The 15716-nt window shown below is 61.8% G+C and carries 16 protein-coding genes; 8 read left to right on the top strand and 8 right to left on the bottom strand.

The window, feature by feature from the left end; all coding sequences use genetic code 11:
- Position 1: 1 nt before the first annotated feature.
- A complete protein-coding gene (locus ACFT1A_RS13900) occupies positions 2 to 1222 on the bottom strand; it encodes an SfnB family sulfur acquisition oxidoreductase (protein WP_378447451.1) in 1221 nt (406 codons plus the stop codon).
- Positions 1223 to 1320: 98 nt separating this feature from the next.
- Between ACFT1A_RS13900 and sfnG the strand changes: the two genes are divergently transcribed.
- The gene (gene sfnG, locus ACFT1A_RS13895; RefSeq protein ID WP_378447450.1) at positions 1321 to 2445 is read left to right on the top strand and encodes a dimethylsulfone monooxygenase SfnG; all 1125 of its coding nucleotides are present in this window, start codon (positions 1321 to 1323) and stop codon (positions 2443 to 2445) included.
- Between the two features lie 12 nt (positions 2446 to 2457).
- Here the strand turns inward: sfnG and ACFT1A_RS13890 are convergent, their stop codons facing one another.
- Positions 2458 to 3978: an aldehyde dehydrogenase family protein gene (locus tag ACFT1A_RS13890; RefSeq protein ID WP_378447449.1), complete on the bottom strand. Its 1521-nt coding sequence runs from the start codon at positions 3976 to 3978 to the stop codon at positions 2458 to 2460.
- A 127-nt stretch (positions 3979 to 4105) separates the two neighbouring features.
- On the opposite strand from ACFT1A_RS13890, the gene ACFT1A_RS13885 reads away from it, so the two are divergent.
- Together ACFT1A_RS13885 and ACFT1A_RS13880 are read left to right on the top strand one after the other, a co-directional pair.
- Entirely contained in the window at positions 4106 to 5248 is a 1143-nt protein-coding gene (locus tag ACFT1A_RS13885) for an acyl-CoA dehydrogenase family protein (RefSeq protein WP_378447448.1), read from the top strand.
- A gap of 9 nt (positions 5249 to 5257) precedes the next feature.
- Positions 5258 to 5950, top strand: a complete 693-nt coding sequence (locus tag ACFT1A_RS13880) for a GntR family transcriptional regulator (RefSeq protein ID WP_378447447.1) — start codon at positions 5258 to 5260, stop codon at positions 5948 to 5950.
- Positions 5951 to 5977: 27 nt separating this feature from the next.
- On the opposite strand, the gene ACFT1A_RS13875 is transcribed toward ACFT1A_RS13880, so the two are convergent.
- On the bottom strand, positions 5978 to 6667 hold the full coding sequence (locus ACFT1A_RS13875) for a TetR/AcrR family transcriptional regulator (RefSeq protein ID WP_378447446.1): 690 nt from the start codon (positions 6665 to 6667) through the stop codon (positions 5978 to 5980).
- A 44-nt stretch (positions 6668 to 6711) separates the two neighbouring features.
- On the opposite strand from ACFT1A_RS13875, the gene ACFT1A_RS13870 reads away from it, so the two are divergent.
- From ACFT1A_RS13870 to ACFT1A_RS13860, 3 genes are all read left to right on the top strand, one after another.
- Positions 6712 to 7620, top strand: coding sequence for an oxygenase MpaB family protein (locus tag ACFT1A_RS13870; RefSeq protein WP_378447445.1), 909 nt, complete (start codon positions 6712 to 6714; stop codon positions 7618 to 7620).
- A gap of 104 nt (positions 7621 to 7724) precedes the next feature.
- Complete coding sequence (locus tag ACFT1A_RS13865) at positions 7725 to 8864, top strand: serine hydrolase domain-containing protein (protein WP_378447444.1); 1140 nt, start codon at positions 7725 to 7727, stop codon at positions 8862 to 8864.
- A gap of 235 nt (positions 8865 to 9099) precedes the next feature.
- A complete protein-coding gene (locus tag ACFT1A_RS13860) occupies positions 9100 to 10194 on the top strand; it encodes a GGDEF domain-containing protein (protein ID WP_378447443.1) in 1095 nt (364 codons plus the stop codon).
- A gap of 9 nt (positions 10195 to 10203) precedes the next feature.
- On the opposite strand, the gene ACFT1A_RS13855 is transcribed toward ACFT1A_RS13860, so the two are convergent.
- Entirely contained in the window at positions 10204 to 10416 is a 213-nt protein-coding gene (locus ACFT1A_RS13855) for a DNA-binding protein (protein ID WP_378447442.1), read from the bottom strand.
- Between the two features lie 32 nt (positions 10417 to 10448).
- Complete coding sequence (locus tag ACFT1A_RS13850; RefSeq protein ID WP_378447441.1) at positions 10449 to 11879, bottom strand: MFS transporter; 1431 nt, start codon at positions 11877 to 11879, stop codon at positions 10449 to 10451.
- A gap of 63 nt (positions 11880 to 11942) precedes the next feature.
- Between ACFT1A_RS13850 and soxR the strand changes: the two genes are divergently transcribed.
- Positions 11943 to 12383, top strand: a complete 441-nt coding sequence (gene soxR / locus ACFT1A_RS13845) for a redox-sensitive transcriptional activator SoxR (RefSeq protein WP_283305409.1) — start codon at positions 11943 to 11945, stop codon at positions 12381 to 12383.
- A 12-nt stretch (positions 12384 to 12395) separates the two neighbouring features.
- On the opposite strand, the gene ACFT1A_RS13840 is transcribed toward soxR, so the two are convergent.
- From ACFT1A_RS13840 to ACFT1A_RS13830, 3 genes are all read right to left on the bottom strand, one after another.
- Positions 12396 to 13202 (bottom strand): ABC transporter ATP-binding protein, encoded by an 807-nt coding sequence (locus ACFT1A_RS13840; RefSeq protein ID WP_283305408.1) that lies wholly within the window; start codon positions 13200 to 13202, stop codon positions 12396 to 12398.
- Positions 13203 to 13217: 15 nt separating this feature from the next.
- The gene (locus tag ACFT1A_RS13835) at positions 13218 to 13922 is read right to left on the bottom strand and encodes a FadR/GntR family transcriptional regulator (protein WP_095972837.1); all 705 of its coding nucleotides are present in this window, start codon (positions 13920 to 13922) and stop codon (positions 13218 to 13220) included.
- A gap of 103 nt (positions 13923 to 14025) precedes the next feature.
- Entirely contained in the window at positions 14026 to 14586 is a 561-nt protein-coding gene (locus tag ACFT1A_RS13830) for a QsdR family transcriptional regulator (protein WP_378447440.1), read from the bottom strand.
- Positions 14587 to 14744: 158 nt separating this feature from the next.
- Here ACFT1A_RS13830 and ACFT1A_RS13825 point away from each other — a divergent pair, with 158 nt between their 5' ends.
- Positions 14745 to 15716 (top strand): phosphotriesterase, encoded by a 972-nt coding sequence (locus ACFT1A_RS13825; protein WP_378447439.1) that lies wholly within the window; start codon positions 14745 to 14747, stop codon positions 15714 to 15716.

Genomic DNA, 15716 nt, shown 5'->3' with positions numbered 1-15716 from the left:
CTTACAGTAGGCCGTGTCTCGGTGGGATTGTCCCGGACAGCGTCCAGCGGCCGATATGTTGGACCTTCCACCGGGTCGGATCGTGGAGAGTGTGTGTGCGTGCGTCACGCCAAAATCGTGAGAGGTTCGCCGATTCGCCTGCGCTTCGGGTACCGCCGATTTCGAACAGCGTGCTCGTCGCCGCCAATGACGCCCTGGCACCGACCACCTTGGCAGTTGCGGCGTCGATGGACGCTCGGGCTGTGGAGTCCTCCGTGGGATCACGACGCGCCACGTCGATCGATCGCGCTGCCTCCGCCAAGAGGGATCGGGCAGCGCGAACCTCGATGGCCGCTTCGCCTGCGAGTTGAACGAGCAGTGGATCCTCCACCGCCGTATCGACTTTCGCCTCGAAGAAGGGACGCGCTTTCGCGGCGAGTTCCACGGATTCGCGCAGTGCGGCCGACGCGATGCCGGTGTCGATCGCGGCGTGCAGAATCTGGGCCTGTGCACCGTAGGTGGTCGGATGAGCGAACAGCGACGTGAACGGGACGACGTTGAACCGCGGCACCGACACGGATTCCAGGGTCACGGTTCCGCTCGCAGTTGTCTTCTGCCCCATGCCGTCCCAGTCGTCGACGATCGACAGTCCGGGAGTATCCCGAGGTAGGTAGACCACGGATTTCACTTGCGCGCCGGTCTCGGTGAACTGGTCCGCATTGGCCGCACGCACTACGATCCAATCTGCGAAGAGCGCTCCCGTGCAATAGAACTTGCGACCTTCGAGCACAAAGTTGTCCCCGTCGGGGGTGAGAGTGGTGCCGTCGATGTCGATGGTCTTGTTGCCGCGCTCGCTCTGGGCGTTGGCGAACTGCTTACCCGACAAAGCCTCGGCGTAGAAGAACTGCTTCTGCTCGTTCGACCCCTGATACCGGAGCGCTTCGAGGAAGGTGAAGTGGCTGTGCGGAATCTGCGCGATGCTGGGATCGCCTTCGGCGAGTAGACGGAAGACCTCGGTCAACGTCTCGGTGCTCGCGTCGATACCACCGAACTCCCTCGGCACCGAGAGTCCGAGCAGGCCGGACTGCGCCAGCGCGCGGACCTCGTCGTGGGGAAGAAGGCGCTGCGCATCGCGGACGCCGGCACCTGCCGCGAACTCGGCGGACAGCTGCGACGCCACCGAGAGAGCCTCGTCTTCGCTGGTGATGCGGTGCGCGATCTCCTGAATGTCCACAGCAGTCATGCTGCCACCGTTTCACGGTCGTAGCACCCACCCAACACTTACAACCTGTGTGATCGCTACCCTGGAAATAGCCGGGAACTGCATGTTTGCTGGACATTATGTCTACTGAACGTATCGCCGACGAGATCAAGTTCGCCTACTGGGTGCCCAATGTCAGTGGTGGTCTGGTCACCTCCGACATCGAGCAGCGGACCAGCTGGGACTACGAGTACAACAAGAAGCTGGCGCAAACCGCCGAGAACAACGGCTTCGAGTACGCCTTGAGTCAGGTGCGCTACGAGGCGAGTTACGGGGCCGAGTTCCAGCACGAATCCACGAGCTTCAGCCTCGCGCTACTCCTGGCAACGGAGAAGCTCAAGGTGATCGCCGCGGTACACCCCGGACTCTGGCAGCCGGCAGTATTGGCGAAACTGGGTGCTACCGCTGATCATCTGTCGAACGGTCGATTTGCCGTCAACGTCGTCAGCGGTTGGTTCAAGGACGAGTTCACTCACCTCGGTGAGCCATGGCTCGAGCACGACGAGCGCTATCGGCGTAGCGCCGAATTCCTTCAGGTTCTTCGCAAGATCTGGACCGAGGACGACGTCGATTTCCGCGGAGACTTCTACCGCATTCACGACTTCACGTTGAAGCCGAAGCCTCTCAACACTCCGGAGCGTCCCAATCCCGAACTGTTCCAAGGTGGTAACTCGGCGGCAGCCCGAGAGAACGCCGGCCGCTATTCGGATTGGTACTTCAGCAACGGCAAGGACTACGACGGAGTCACCGAACAGTTGGTCGACGTTCGCCGGGTTGCTCGCGAGAACGATCGGGAGGTGAAGTTCGGGCTCAACGGGTTCATCATCGCCCGCGACACCGAGGCCGAAGCAAAAGACACGCTGCGGGAAATCATCGCCAAGGCCAACCGCCCTGCGGTCGAGGGATTCAAGAATGCAGTTCAGCAGGCAGGCGCGTCGACCGCGTCCAAGGACGGCATGTGGGCGGATTCGACGTTCGAGGACCTGGTTCAGTACAACGACGGTTTCCGCTCGCAACTGATCGGCACGCCAGAACAGATCGCCCATCGGATCGTCGAATATCGCCGTCGCGGTGTCGATCTGATTCTCGGTGGGTTCCTCCACTTCCAGGAAGAGATCGAGTACTTCGGGGCCAAGGTGCTTCCGCTGGTTCGTGAACTCGAAGCAGCCGACAGTGCCGAACAGGTGCTCGTCACTGCCGGCTGATCGGCTGACCTCTCAGGACTTTGCGTGGCGCTTCGCCAGCATCCAACGAGAGATCTTCATGTCTCGAGCTTTTCTCTCGATCGTCAGCAGGTCCAGCGGAGCGCTGAACTTCTGAACGGCAAGTGATTTCACGCTGCTGAACTCACGCAGACCGTCAGCTCCGTGGATGCGTCCGAATCCGGAATCGCCGACCCCGCCGAACGGCAGGGCGGCGATTCCGGCGAATCCGAGAACCGAATTGACCGTGACGACACCGCATTCGAGCTTCTCGGCAATCGCTCGACCCTTCGACGAACTCTTGGTGAACACCGAGGCGCCCAAACCGTACTTCGACGCGTTGGCGCGCTCGACCCCCTCGTCCATGTCGGCCACCTTGTTCACCACCACGCTCGGGCCGAACGTTTCCTCGGTGATTGCAGTGGAATCCTCCGGAACGTCCGTCAGGATGATCGGATCGATGAACGGACCGTTGAACGAATCAAGTCCGCCGAGTACAGCTTTAGCACCGCGTCCGAGGGCGTCTTCGATCTGGCCGCGGACTATCGCAGTCTGCTTTCCCAGCGTCATCGGCCCGTAGGTCGAGCTGTCGGTGGCGCCGGCGTGGGCGTCCCGTAGTGCGGCCGTGAGTTTGGACAGGAAAGCGTCGTACACGGGTGCTACGACGTAGATTCGCTCGACGCCGGCGCAGGTCTGTCCGCCGTTGCCCACTGCCCCGAACGCGGCGAAGCTGACGGCTGCATCGAGGTTGGCGTCGGAGTCCACCAGCATGGCGTCCTTGCCACCACATTCGGCGACCAGGGGAGTGAGGGTGTCCGCGCAGGCGGCCATCACACGCTTCGCGGTAGCGGTCGAACCGGTGAATGCGATCTTGTCGACACCGGACGAACACAGAAGTGCGCCGGTTTTGCCGTCACCGGTAATGGTCTGCAGGAGAGGGTGTCCGGGTGCAGCGATGTTCCACAAGCGGGCCAATTCGACGCCGACGCCCGGTGAGAGTTCGCTCGGTTTGAACACGACGGCGTTACCCGCGGCCAGTGCGTAGCCGATCGACCCCATCGGTGTGTACAGCGGATAGTTCCAGGGACCGATCACGCCGACGACGCCCATCGGCCGGTAGCCGACTGAGGCAGACTGGTTGGCGCTGATCAGTCCTGCGCCGACGCGTCTGCGGCGCAACACTTTCTGTGCGTTGCGTGCCGCCCAGTCGAGATGTTCGACGGCCAGCATGACTTCGAGTAGTGCGTCGTCGCTGGGCTTTCCCGTCTCGGCGGAAATGATCGCCGCCATCGATTCGGCGTGAGTGGCGATTGCGGCGCGGAAATTGCCGAGCACCTTCCGGCGGCCTTGGAATCCGAGTTGATCCCACCACTTCGATGCGGTGCGAGCTGAGGAGACTGCCTTCGCGATCGCCTGCTGATCGGCGATGGGGTGCTGCGCGACCACGGAGTCGTTGCGAGGGTCGAGGCTCGCGAAGGTGTGGTCGTCCGATTTCGGATCTGTAGACGTGCTCTGGCGGCCGAGCTGTTCTGTCATGTTCTTCAGATCCTCCACATGTCGGTGCATCACATATATGTGATGTGATTTACTGTGCTGGTAGTCACAGTATGCGTCGGACGGAGCTCCGACAAGCCTCCAGCCTCATCTCACTCGGGAGTTTTCGATGTACATGGATTTCACGCAGGAGCAGTCTGATTTCGCCAAGTCGGTAGCGGCGTTCTGCAAGAAGGAAAGTGGGACCCGTGAGCAGCGAGATCTGCTGACCGATCATGGTGCCCATAACCACAACCAGGCGTTCTACGAGAAGATGGCCGAATTGGGATGGCTCGGACTGACCGTCCCGGAGGAGTACGGCGGATCGGCCGGAAGCACGGTTGACCTGTGCATCTTCCTGGAGGAGGCCGCCAAAGGGATGGCGCCGATCGGTGGACTCGGCCCGACCGTCATCACCGGGGCCGCGTACGAGAAGTTCGGAAGTCCGGAGCAGAAGGAGGCAGTGCTCGGCGGGATCGTCCGCGGCGCGTCCCAGTCGATCTCGATGTCCGAACCCGAAGCAGGTTCCGACGTGGGCAATTTGAGTTGCCGCGCCGAGAAGGTCGACAGTGGGTGGCTGATCAACGGCCAGAAAACGTGGTGTTCCAATGCGCACTTCGCCGAGAACATCCTCCTGGTGGCTCGTACGTCCAGAGGCGAAGGCAAGCATGAGGGCCTGACGATGTTCCACGTCCCGGCGGACATCTCCGGACTGAAGATCAGTGGAATCGACACCATGGGCGGCAAGGAGGTCAACGATCTGTACTTCACCGACACGTTGCTGCCCGAGGACGCGGTGGTCGGGGAAGTCGGCAACGGCTGGCGTCAACTCATGGCCGGGCTCAACATCGAACGCCTCATCCTCGCGGCGATGATGCTCGGCACCGCACAGCGCGCTTTCGACGACACCCTCGAATTCGTCACCACGCGTAAGCAGTTCGGCCGTCCGGTCGGATCGTTTCAGGCGCTTCGCCACCGGATTGCGGATCTCGCCACGGAGATCGAATGCGGCCGTCTGTTGGTCTACAGCGTAGCCAGGATGGTCGACGCCAACCCGACGAAGATGTTCCCGCGGGAAGCGTCTATGGCCAAGCTCAAGCTGACCGAGACCGCCAAGAAGGTCGCACTCGAGGGGATGCAGATGATGGGTGGGTACGGTTACGCGACTGAGTTCGACATGGAGCATCATGTGCGAAAGACTCTTGTGTCCTCCATTTATGGTGGTACCAACGAGATTCAGCGAGACATCATCGGCAAAACGTACGGACTGTGAGGATCGGTTGTGGCAACGTCTGCACGCACTCGGAGAGCGACATCTGAGCTGAGGAGACGGCCACAGTTGTCGGAGGACGTGGCCAACCACGTTCGCAACCTGATCATGTCCGGCTCGGTCCGTCCGGGCGAGTTCGTCAGGCTGGACGAAACCGCAGCCGACCTCGGGGTCAGCGTCACGCCGGTACGAGAAGCCCTCGTTGCATTACGCGGCGAGGGGATGGTCGAGTTGGTTCCGCATCGCGGCTATCTCGTTTCGCCCCTCAGCCGCCAGGACATCGAAGACATCTTCTGGTTGCAGGGGCAGATCGCGGTCAAGCTGGCCTTGCGGGCGATGGACAGCATCACCGCTGATCAACTGGTGGAACTCACGGAACTCAATGCCGATTTGCGAGCGGCGGTCGACGCCTCGGATGCAGCTGCGATCGAGCAGTGCGAATTCGAGTTCCATCGCCTGATCAATCGCGCTGCAGGCGGAGCGAAACTGGCGTGGTTCCTGTTCGGCGCGATTCGGTACACCCCTGCTCGTCTCTACGCGACCGATCCCGGATGGGGTGAGCTTGCGGTATCGAGTCACGACAGCCTGATCGAAGCGTTCGAAAAAGGTGATCGCGAGCAGGTCGACGCGCAGATGGGTCTGCAGTTCTCCGACGGCGCTGCCCGACTGCTGGCGCACCTCGACAACATCGGTATCTGGGACTGAATCAGGAGCTCAAGACGGAGCAGGAACTCAAGACGGAGGCAGGGCGGGAGCGAGCAGGATCGCCGCACACTCGGCGACCAGTTCTTCTTCCTTGACGTCGATGTATCCGTCGAGCCATGCACTGAGGGTCTGCGCCAGGCCGCCGACCAGGAACGTTGCCGTCAGGGTCAGATGACCGCTGTCGTTCAATCGGTAGAAATTCTTGGCGTTGGCAGCCAGGAGACCGACGAATATCGTCGTCGACGCTTGGCGTTTCTCGGCCAGGACAGGGCTCGTCAGGGCGCTGGAGAACAGAAGACGTCCGCGACGGGGATCGTTCGCGATAGTGCGGACGATGTTCGCGATTCCAGCGAGCGCCTTGCCGCGTTCGGTCTCGGCGGCGTCCACCGCAGCCTGGGTTGAAACGGCGATATCCGTGATGACGGTGTCGTAGACGGCCGACATCAATGCATCACGATCGGTGAAGCTCTCGTAGAAGTACCTCGCCGCGACACCGGCCTGCTTGCACACTCCTCGGACCGTCAGTTCGGGTTCGGTCGACCCCATGAGTTCCAGACCGGCCTCGATCAGCGCCTCCCGTCGTTGGGCTACGCGCAGCGCGCCGTCGACGCCACCGTACGAACGCGGTTGGTCATTCATGAAGACCATCTTGGCATCTCGGTGTCGTTTGAAATCTCGGCGTTGCTTGACATCTCGGCGTTTCAGCGTTTCACTCATCTGAGAACGTGCGTTCGCAGATATGACTTCGAAGGGGTTCTGCCATGACGACGAGTAGGGATTCGATGGACGGGCGCGGGGAAACGGCGGCGGGCGTCGACACCAACACGGTCGACACCAACGCGATCGGCACCAACGCGATCGACATCGAGGCGGAAGTCGAAAAGGCGATGTCCGGACTCGGGTTGTTGGCCGCCGGTGCAAACGTCATCATGCAGTTGGCGCGTCCGGCGGTGGGGTACGGCGTGTACGAAAGCAAGGTCGAGACAGGCCGGTTGGACCGACACCCGGTGAAGCGAACCCGGACGACGCTGACGTATCTCGCGGTCGCGAGCCTGGCGACGGACGAAGAAAAGAAGCTGTACCGGCGCGCAGTCAACGGCTCGCACAAGCATGTTCGCTCCGACGAGAACAGCGCAGTCGAGTACAACGCGTTCGATCCCCAACTGCAATTGTGGGTGGCCGCCTGCCTGTACCGAGGCTTCGAGGACGTGTACAAAATTCTGTACGGCGATCTCGATCCGGTAACCCAGGATGCGTTCTATCAGCGCAGCGCGACCTTCGGTACGACTCTTCAAATGCGCCGCGACATGTGGCCGGCGGACCGGGATGCGTTCGAGGTCTACTGGAACGAGAACCTCGACAAGGTGTCCATCGACGAGACGATTCGTGAGCATCTGTACGGGATCGCGTCGGCGACATTCACGCCGAAGTTGTTGCACCCCGTGGTCGGCCCGTTCAATCGATTCGTCACCACCGGGTTCCTTCCTCAGACCTTTCGTGACGAGATGCGGCTCCCGTGGTCAGTGCGTCGGCAGCGTAATTTCGACCGATCCATGCGCGTCGCCGCGCTGGTCAATCGGTTCAGTCCGAAGATTCTGCGGATGTTCCCCTACAACTTCTATCTCTGGGATCTGCGTCGGCGCATCGCCAAGGGAATCCCGTTGGTCTGAGCCGACTCTGGGACTTGAAGTGATTGACACCACAGGCAAATCGGACACATACTCAACATAGTTGAAGTTGACGTCAAGTTTCATCATTCCTGTGGAGGCTGTCAGTGGCGAACATCGAAGGCGTATGTGACCAGCGATTCTCTGGCTTGAAGGAGGCGCTGGCACGCAATCTCGATTCCGGCGAGGACGTCGGAGCAGCGATCGCACTGACGATCGACGGCGAATCCGTCGTCGACATGTGGGGCGGTTGGGTCGACGTCGAGCACACCGCTCCTTGGGCCCGCGACACCGTCACCAACGTCTGGTCCTGCAGCAAGACCGTGACCGCACTGGCCGCACTGATGCTCGTCGACCGCGGCTTGCTGGATCTCGATGCTCCGGTCGCGCAGTACTGGCCGGAGTTCGCCGCAGCAGGCAAGGATCGTATTCAGGTCCGTCAACTGCTGTCGCACACCTCGGGTGTGTCGGGGTGGGATCAACCCTTCACCTTGGAGAACATCTGCGACGACGAGTACGCCACCGCCCGGTTGGCGACCCAGGCTCCCTGGTGGGAACCGGGTACGGCATCCGGATATCACGCCCTCAACTACGGTCACCTGATCGGTGAGGTCGTCAGGCGCATCGACGGACGAACCCTCGGCCGCTTCATCGACGAGGAAATTGCCGGTCCGCTCGATGCTGATTTCCGCCTGGGCTTGCCGAAGTCCGAGTACGGGCGAGTCTCGAATGTCATTGCGCCACCGCCGTTGCCGATCGACATCGCGGCACTCGGGATGGACAGCATCATGGTGAAGACCTTCACCGCACCGCCGGCCGACGCGACAGGTTCATGGACCGACGGGTGGCGCGCCGCCGAGATCGGCGCGGCCAACGGTCATTCGAATGCGAGGGCGCTCGCACGCATCCAGTCGGTGATCGCGTGCGGCGGCAAGGTCGGTGACGTCCGTCTGCTGTCGGAAGAAACCATCGACAAGATCTTCGAGGAGCAGTCGTACGGGGTCGACCTCGTCCTCGGTGTGCCGGTTCGCTTCGGCGTCGGATTCGGCTTGCCGACGCCCGAGTCCGTCCCGTTCATTCCGGAGGGGCGGATCTGTTTCTGGGGTGGCTGGGGCGGCTCGCAGATCATCATCGATACCGACAAGCGCATGACGTTTTCGTACGTGATGAACAAGATGGGGCCGGGCCTGCTCGGTTCGGAGCGATCGGCGCAGTACGTATCGGCTGCCTACGACGCCTTGAACTGATCGATGACGGCGTTGATCGATATGACAGGGAGGGTGGATCGCTACTCAAATCCTTGCTGATCAGTAGCCGAGGGCCCTGAGTGTAGGTTGCGCTCGCTAATCCAGCAGATCGGTTTGTTTGCCTGCCTCCGCTGACTATGCTGCCGGATATGCCAGTGTGTTCCGGGGGGAAATCAGCGTGTCCGCTACGTCGAAGTGTGCCCAAAAGTTGCAGACCTGCGTCGGCTGAACAGTGATGAATGGTCTCGTCGAAGTTGTCATGCGCTGGTGGCGGTTGCCGGACCAGTTTCACAGTTTCAGTCGTTACCTCGAGGACCGCGGGTTCTTGATTTCCAGCCGAGCTCTGGTCGGCGGAACTGCGTTCTGGATGGGGTTGGTGTTGCTGTCGGCTCGATTCAGCGAGGTCGGTCCGCAAGGTGCGTTTTGGCGAGCGGTCAATCTGACAGTCATCGTGCTGTGCCTCGGCGCAGCGCTGATCTGGTGGTTGTTTCCGCCGACGCCGCTGTGGTCGTACACCTTTGTCGTGGGTTCCGACGCGGCTATTGCGGCGGCAGCGGCAACCGACACGGAACCGTTGGGGCGGCTCATCGCGTGCGTCGTTTTTGCGTCGATCGGTGGCTACATTGCGTTCTTCCACAATCCGCGACTCCAAGTCGGTCACCTGATCTTCGCCTCGATCGTCACGGTGCTTTCGGGGTGGGCTCTGTTGTTCGGCCCAACGGTCGACGTCGGGTTAGGACTGGCGAAGATTTCGGTTGTGCTGGCCACGATCATCGTGATTCCGGTTGTGTCACAGCTTGTTCTGGCGGTCCTGGGTTCGGACGCCACTACCTCCGACATCGACCCGTTGACCGGTCTGCTCAACCGTCGCGGACTGGCGCGTCGGGTGAACGACTTGATGGGCGCTCCGGTCAACGAAGCGAACGCACTGCTCGTGGTGGTGATCGACCTCGACCGATTCAAGACGATCAACGACGTTCACGGCCACGACGTGGGAGACAGCACGATCATGCGAACTGCACTGCGCATCCGTTTGTGGGCAACCCAGTCCGCCTTGACAGCTCGTATGGGCGGTGACGAGTTCGTCGTGGTGGAGCGGGTACCGGTCAGCATGATTTCCAGGCTGGAAGGACAGATCCGCTCGGCGATGGACGGGGCGGCCGATGATCCGCCGACGAGTGCCAGTGTCGGAATGGCGGTCCGCACCGCGCCACGGAATTCGGACGAGTCGGTCGACGAAGCCTTCGCCGAACTGTTCCGCGTTGCAGATTCGGCAATGTACGAAGCGAAGCGGGAAGGTGGCAACCAGGTTCGCGCGAGCCTGGTCTGATGTGAGAGCTCAGTCGGCGAAGCTCAGGCCACGTTCGGTGAGTGCTTCGCGCAGAATCCTCAGGGCCTTAGGCCCCATCCCGTGCAAGGCGCCGAGTTCTTTCTCGGACACGGACGTCAGTTGTGCGAGGTGGGTGTAACCCGCTCCGATCAGCGCCCGCTGGGCGGGAGCGCTCGTTTTCGGGAAGTCGGTTTCCGCTGTGTCCGGATCCGGTTCTGTCACTGGCCAACTCCTCCGCGTGGGTTTTCCACAGTTTAGCGAGCGTCGTGAACGATTTCGGGTTGGTCGACTGTGACGAGCGTTCGCGGAAGTGCGCGAACGGCCACGGCAATGCCGATGATCGCGACAGCGGCGAAGGTGAAGAGGAGCAATTGTGCAGAACGAAGCGTCGACGGTTCGCCGATGTTCACCAGCACTCCGGCCAGTGCTGCGCCGAAAGCATTGGCGATCAACTGCACGGTGTTGATGGCAGCCGAGGCCCGCGCACCTTCCCCGGGATCGGCGACCGAGGTCATCGCGCCGACTGCAAGATGAGGCCAGGCGATGCCGATTCCGACGCCTGCGATCAGCAGTCCGATCACCCACGCGACCATCGCACCGGCGCCGGCGTGCTCGGTGAGAAATGCTGCCATGATGCCCAACCCGATCGCGACGAGGATCGGACCGCTGACAACGATTCGACGCACGATACGAGGGGTCGTGGCCGAGGCGCTCGGGATTTCGCCGAGAGTCCAGCCCAGAGCGAGTGCGGCGCCGAGGAATCCGGCGGCGAGCGGTGCCAGTCCGGCAAGTCGTTGGCCGAAGAGTGGAATGAATGTCTCGACGGTCGACGCGACGGCGAGGACGACGATGGTCAGGTACACCCATTTGAGAGACGACGCGTTGAACGTCGACGGTGGCAGTACGCCGTGGCCCGAGCGGCGGTCTGCGGCGACAAAAGCGATCAGTAGCAGCACAGCGGCGAGGACCATCCCGGCGGTCACTGCGAGGTTGGACAGAATTCCGGCGACGCTGACCAACAATGCTGCCGCGGTCAGCAGCGCCAGTGAGAGGACCGGCACCGGGCTACTGGTGGTGCTGCCCGGTTCATGCGCTGGTAAGGCGCCGGGAACGAGAGCGGCAACCGCCATCGTCGCGATGACCAGAACCCCGAAAGCCCATCGCCAAGCACCGAATTGAGCAAAGACACCGCCGATTGCGGGCCCGGCGAAGGTGCCGACTCCCCACATCGCCGAAACCAGCGCAGCCCCGCGCGTCCACAGATGTTTTGGGAGCGCGGCGTTGATGACGGCGTAGCCGAGACCGGCCAGCAGGCCACCTCCCGACCCTTGGATCGTGCGGCCGACCAACAGCAACTCCATGGTCGGGCTGACTGCACACACGACGGTGCCGAGCGCGAAGATCGCGAGGCCGATCAGGTAGGCCCCGCGCGGTCCCCTGGCTGCGAGAACATTGGTGACCAGCATCGAGGAGATGACGGAAGCGATGAGAAAGACCGTTGCGGTCCAGGCGTAGTACTGCTGACCACCGATGTCGTCGATGGCAGTCGGAAGCAGGCTGGTCGTCAGGTAGACGTTGGTCGCATACAGCGCGACGCCGCCTGCGAGGACGGTAGCGGTGCCGAGGTATCGACCGCTCAGGAGCTGCCGCCAGGTTCCGGCGGGAGCATCGGTAGGGGAGTGCATGTTGTCGAAGGTAGAATCTCAAGTGCGCTTCAGGTCAATGTTGCGCAGCCATTGGGAGGCAAAATGATCCGCAAGAGTGACGAACTTCTCTCGATCGGTGAGGTATCGGCGCGAACCGGCGTCGCCGTGTCGGCGGTGCGTTACTACGAAACACTCGGTCTGGTTCCTGCGGAGCGGACGGCGGGAAACATGAGGAAGTTCCCGCGTCACTCGATCCGGCGGGTGTCACTGATCCAGTTGGCAGTCAGGTTCGGGATACCGCTTGCCGAAGTTGCCGAAGTATTCGGGTCGTTGCCGCAGGGGCGAACTCCGACGAAGAAGGACTGGCGCAAGATCTCGACGGAGTGGAATCAACGCCTCGAGGATCGCAAGCAGGCCATCAATCGGATGCAGGACGAGCTGACGGGCTGTATCGGCTGCGGATGTCTCTCACTCAAGACCTGCAACCTGCTCAACCCGGGAGACGAACTGGGCCGGGAGGGTCCCGGCGCCAGACGTCTCTGAAATGCCTGTCGGTCAGACTCTTTCGCGTGGCCGAGACTGTGCATTCCACCGACCACCGCGACGCTCGATCTCGATGGGATGCGAGAAGCACTCGCTGATGTTCTGGGTGGTGATCACATTCTCGGCGAGACCGCCGGCGGTCACGACGCCGTCCTTGATCAGGAGAGCGTGCGTCGTGGTGCTCGGAATCTCTTCGATGTGATGCGTCACGAGGATGCTGGCAAGTGACGGATTCTGATTGCGGAGGTCGTCCAGTGCCGTCAAGAGTTGTTCGCGTGCAGCCAGATCCAGCCCGGTCGCCGGCTCGTCGAGCAGTAGCAGGCGTGGTTCGACCATGAGCGCTCGGGCGATCAGGGCTCGTCCCCGTTCACCTTGGGACAGGTTGGGCCACAGTGCGTCCGAACGCGGGCGCATACCGAGGAGATCGATCAGCGCGTCGGCATGAGCTTCTTGCTCCGGAGTCGGTGACCACCGCGGCATCACCTCGGTGGTGTTGGTGAGACCGGTGATCACGACGTTGCGGACCGTGATCGGCACCCCGATCGTGTGACGAGGGTTCACGTGCCCGATGTCCATTCGCAATTCCCGCATGTCGACGCGGCCCAACTTGTGGCCGAGGACGTAAACGGAACCGCGAGTCGGGTGGGCGGTTGCTCCGAGCAGGCTCAGAAGCGTGCTCTTGCCCGCGCCGTTCGCGCCGAGGAGGACCCAGTGTTGTCCGGGTTCGATCGAAATGTTGATGTCTTTCAACAAGTATCGGCCGTCGCGGACGAGATCCACGTGTTCGGTCGACAGGACTGTGCCGGTGGGGTGTTGCACGAGAACTAACCTCTCTCAGGCGTCGAGCACACGCAGGCGTCGTAGGACGGTGTCGATGTTCGCTCGGGTTGCCGCTACCGCGGCTTCGGGGTCGGCATCTTGAAGTGCTTCGACCAACTGATCGTGGGCATGCGAGGTGTCGGGGACGCCGGCCTCGTGGGCCATCATCTCGACGAGGGATTCACGAAGGAGCGGACGTACCGACGTGAACAGTGAGAGCAGAACCGCATTTCCGGACAGTCGAACGACTTCGGTGTGAAAGTCGAGGTCGACGTCGACAAACTTCTCGACATCGCCTTCGAAATGGCTGTGTCGCATGGTCAATCGTCGCCTCAGGCCGTCGAGGTCCTCGGGTTGTACGCGCTCCGCGGCCAGCCTGGCGGCCTCGATTTCGAGTGCGCGACGCACTTCGAAGACCTCCAGGATGCGTGAGCGTCGCAGAAGCTTCGTGAATTCGTCGACGTGCTCGAGTTCGGACGCGGCAGCCACGAAGGTTCCGACGCCGTGCCGAACCTCGAGAAGCCCGTCGCGAGCGAGGAGACGGATGGCCTCGCGAATCGAGGAGCGTCCGACGCCGAGTTCGACGGCAAGGGCCGCCTCGCTGGGGATGCGCTCGGACGGTGCCCACGTCGCTTGCATGATTCGCCCGCGCAGTAACTGTTCGAGTTGCGGTACCAGGGGACCACTGCGAAGTGTGAATCCTGTGTGGTCGTCGGACACGGCTTGCCTCTCGTGGGGGGTACCGACAGGGTAGCAACTCCTCAGACGTCTGAGGACTTGGGTTGGCGGGTGTGTCGCAGCAGCGCTCACTCGGCCGGTCCCGTCAGATGCGGGTGACGCCGAGAAGCAGTGCGATCAGGTCGAGGGCCGTCTCGATCTCGGCCTTCTCTCGTCCGAGTAGGGGCGCGTAGAGGTGTACGTCGCAAATACGAACGAGGGCTTCGCCCAGCACTTGTGGCGAAAGTGTGATGGTCAACTGGCCCGCGTCGACCTGGGACTGCAGTATCTCGGCGGTGATGGAGGCGGAGATCGACTCGATCGAACCGGGCATCATCGCGAGCTTGATGAACACCATGGGTTCACGTTTGGTCAGCGCGCGCAGTTCGGTCGATGATTCCACCGAGCGCATGACGCGGCCGAAGACGTCGAGGATGTACTCCGGACCTTGGCCCGACGCCTGTGACATCGCTTTGCGGTAAGTCCGTTCGGTCGCTTCGGCCAGCACTGTTCCGAGCAGTTCGTCGCGGTTGCCGACCCAGCGGTAGAGCGTCGCGCGGCCTACCCCGAGACGGTCGGCAAGCAGTGACATGTCGAGTGGTTCCTCCGCGAGGTACATGCTCGCGGCGGTGTCGATCGCGCGTCGGCGTTCGAGGTCGGTAGGCATCGGGACATTCTCTCCGGTTGTCCGGTACTGCACAATTTCGGCGGTCGTACAGAGGTGGGTTTCGGGTGGATCGAGCCTATTGACGAACCAGGCGACGTGAGACACACTAGCTCATTGTCTCATGTTAGTGATGGCGATCACAGTCAGGGGTTCGATCGATGAGTTCAGTACAAACCGTTCGTGGGCCGGTGGACACAGCCGATCTGGGAAAGGTGTTGATGCACGAGCATGTCTTCGTTCTGGGTGAGGAGATGCGTCAGAACTATCCCGACTACCCGGAGCCTTGGGACGAGGAGGCTCGAGTAGCCGATGCAGTGACCAAGCTGTCCGAGCTGAAGTCACGAGGGATCAGCACGATCGTCGATCCCACGGTCATCGGACTCGGTCGCTACATTCCGCGTATCGCCCGGATCAACGAGCAGGTCGACCTCAACATCATCGTCGCGACCGGCGTCTACACGTACAACGACATTCCGTTCCAATTCCATTACACAGGACCAGGATTGCTGTTCGACGTTCGCGAGCCGATGGTCGATCTGTTCGTGAAGGACATCAAGGACGGCATTGCCGGCACCGACATCCGCGCGTCGTTCCTCAAGTGCGCCATCGAAGAACCTGGTCTGACTCCCGGCGTCGAGCGGGTGATGCGAGCGGTCGGTCAGGCACAGGTCGAAACCGGGGTACCGATCACGGTTCACACGAACCCGCATACGGAATCGGGCCTCGTTGCGCAGAAGGTTTTGGCCGAGGAAGGTGCAGATCTGAGCAGGGTAGTCATCGGGCATTCGGGTGATTCGACCGACCTCGACTACCTGTGCGCTCTCGCCGATGCCGGCTCGCTACTCGGGATGGACCGCTTCGGTCTCGATGTTCTGCTCCCGTTCGAGGAGCGGGTGAACACCGTCGTGGAACTGGCTCGTCGTGGCTATGCCGAGAAAATGGTTCTGGCACATGACGCCTCGTGCTTCATCGACTGGTTCTCCAGTGAAGCAAAGGCGGCCGCGGTACCGAACTGGAACTTCACCCACATCAGCGATCAGGTCATCCCCACTCTGCTCGAACGTGGCGTCACCGAGGATCAGATCAACATCATGCTGGTGGACAACCCACGTCGGTACTTCGAGAGCTGA

This window comes from Rhodococcus sp. NPDC057135, assembly GCF_042670865.1.
GTDB lineage: Bacteria > Actinomycetota > Actinomycetes > Mycobacteriales > Mycobacteriaceae > Rhodococcus_F.
The sequence above is the reverse complement of the archived record's forward strand: the minus strand, read 5'-3'. Positions and strand labels throughout refer to the sequence as shown.

Coding starts and splice junctions, on each gene's coding strand:
- ACFT1A_RS13900 (WP_378447451.1), bottom strand. CDS start 1,222: ATGACTGCTGTGGACATTCAGGAGATCGCGCACCGCATCACCAGCGAA.
- ACFT1A_RS13825 (WP_378447439.1), top strand. CDS start 14,745: ATGAGTTCAGTACAAACCGTTCGTGGGCCGGTGGACACAGCCGATCTG.
- ACFT1A_RS13850 (WP_378447441.1), bottom strand. CDS start 11,879: ATGCACTCCCCTACCGATGCTCCCGCCGGAACCTGGCGGCAGCTCCTG.
- ACFT1A_RS13885 (WP_378447448.1), top strand. CDS start 4,106: ATGTACATGGATTTCACGCAGGAGCAGTCTGATTTCGCCAAGTCGGTA.
- ACFT1A_RS13890 (WP_378447449.1), bottom strand. CDS start 3,978: ATGACAGAACAGCTCGGCCGCCAGAGCACGTCTACAGATCCGAAATCG.
- ACFT1A_RS13875 (WP_378447446.1), bottom strand. CDS start 6,667: ATGAGTGAAACGCTGAAACGCCGAGATGTCAAGCAACGCCGAGATTTC.
- soxR (WP_283305409.1), top strand. CDS start 11,943: ATGATCCGCAAGAGTGACGAACTTCTCTCGATCGGTGAGGTATCGGCG.
- ACFT1A_RS13870 (WP_378447445.1), top strand. CDS start 6,712: ATGACGACGAGTAGGGATTCGATGGACGGGCGCGGGGAAACGGCGGCG.
- ACFT1A_RS13830 (WP_378447440.1), bottom strand. CDS start 14,586: ATGCCTACCGACCTCGAACGCCGACGCGCGATCGACACCGCCGCGAGC.
- sfnG (WP_378447450.1), top strand. CDS start 1,321: ATGTCTACTGAACGTATCGCCGACGAGATCAAGTTCGCCTACTGGGTG.
- ACFT1A_RS13860 (WP_378447443.1), top strand. CDS start 9,100: ATGAATGGTCTCGTCGAAGTTGTCATGCGCTGGTGGCGGTTGCCGGAC.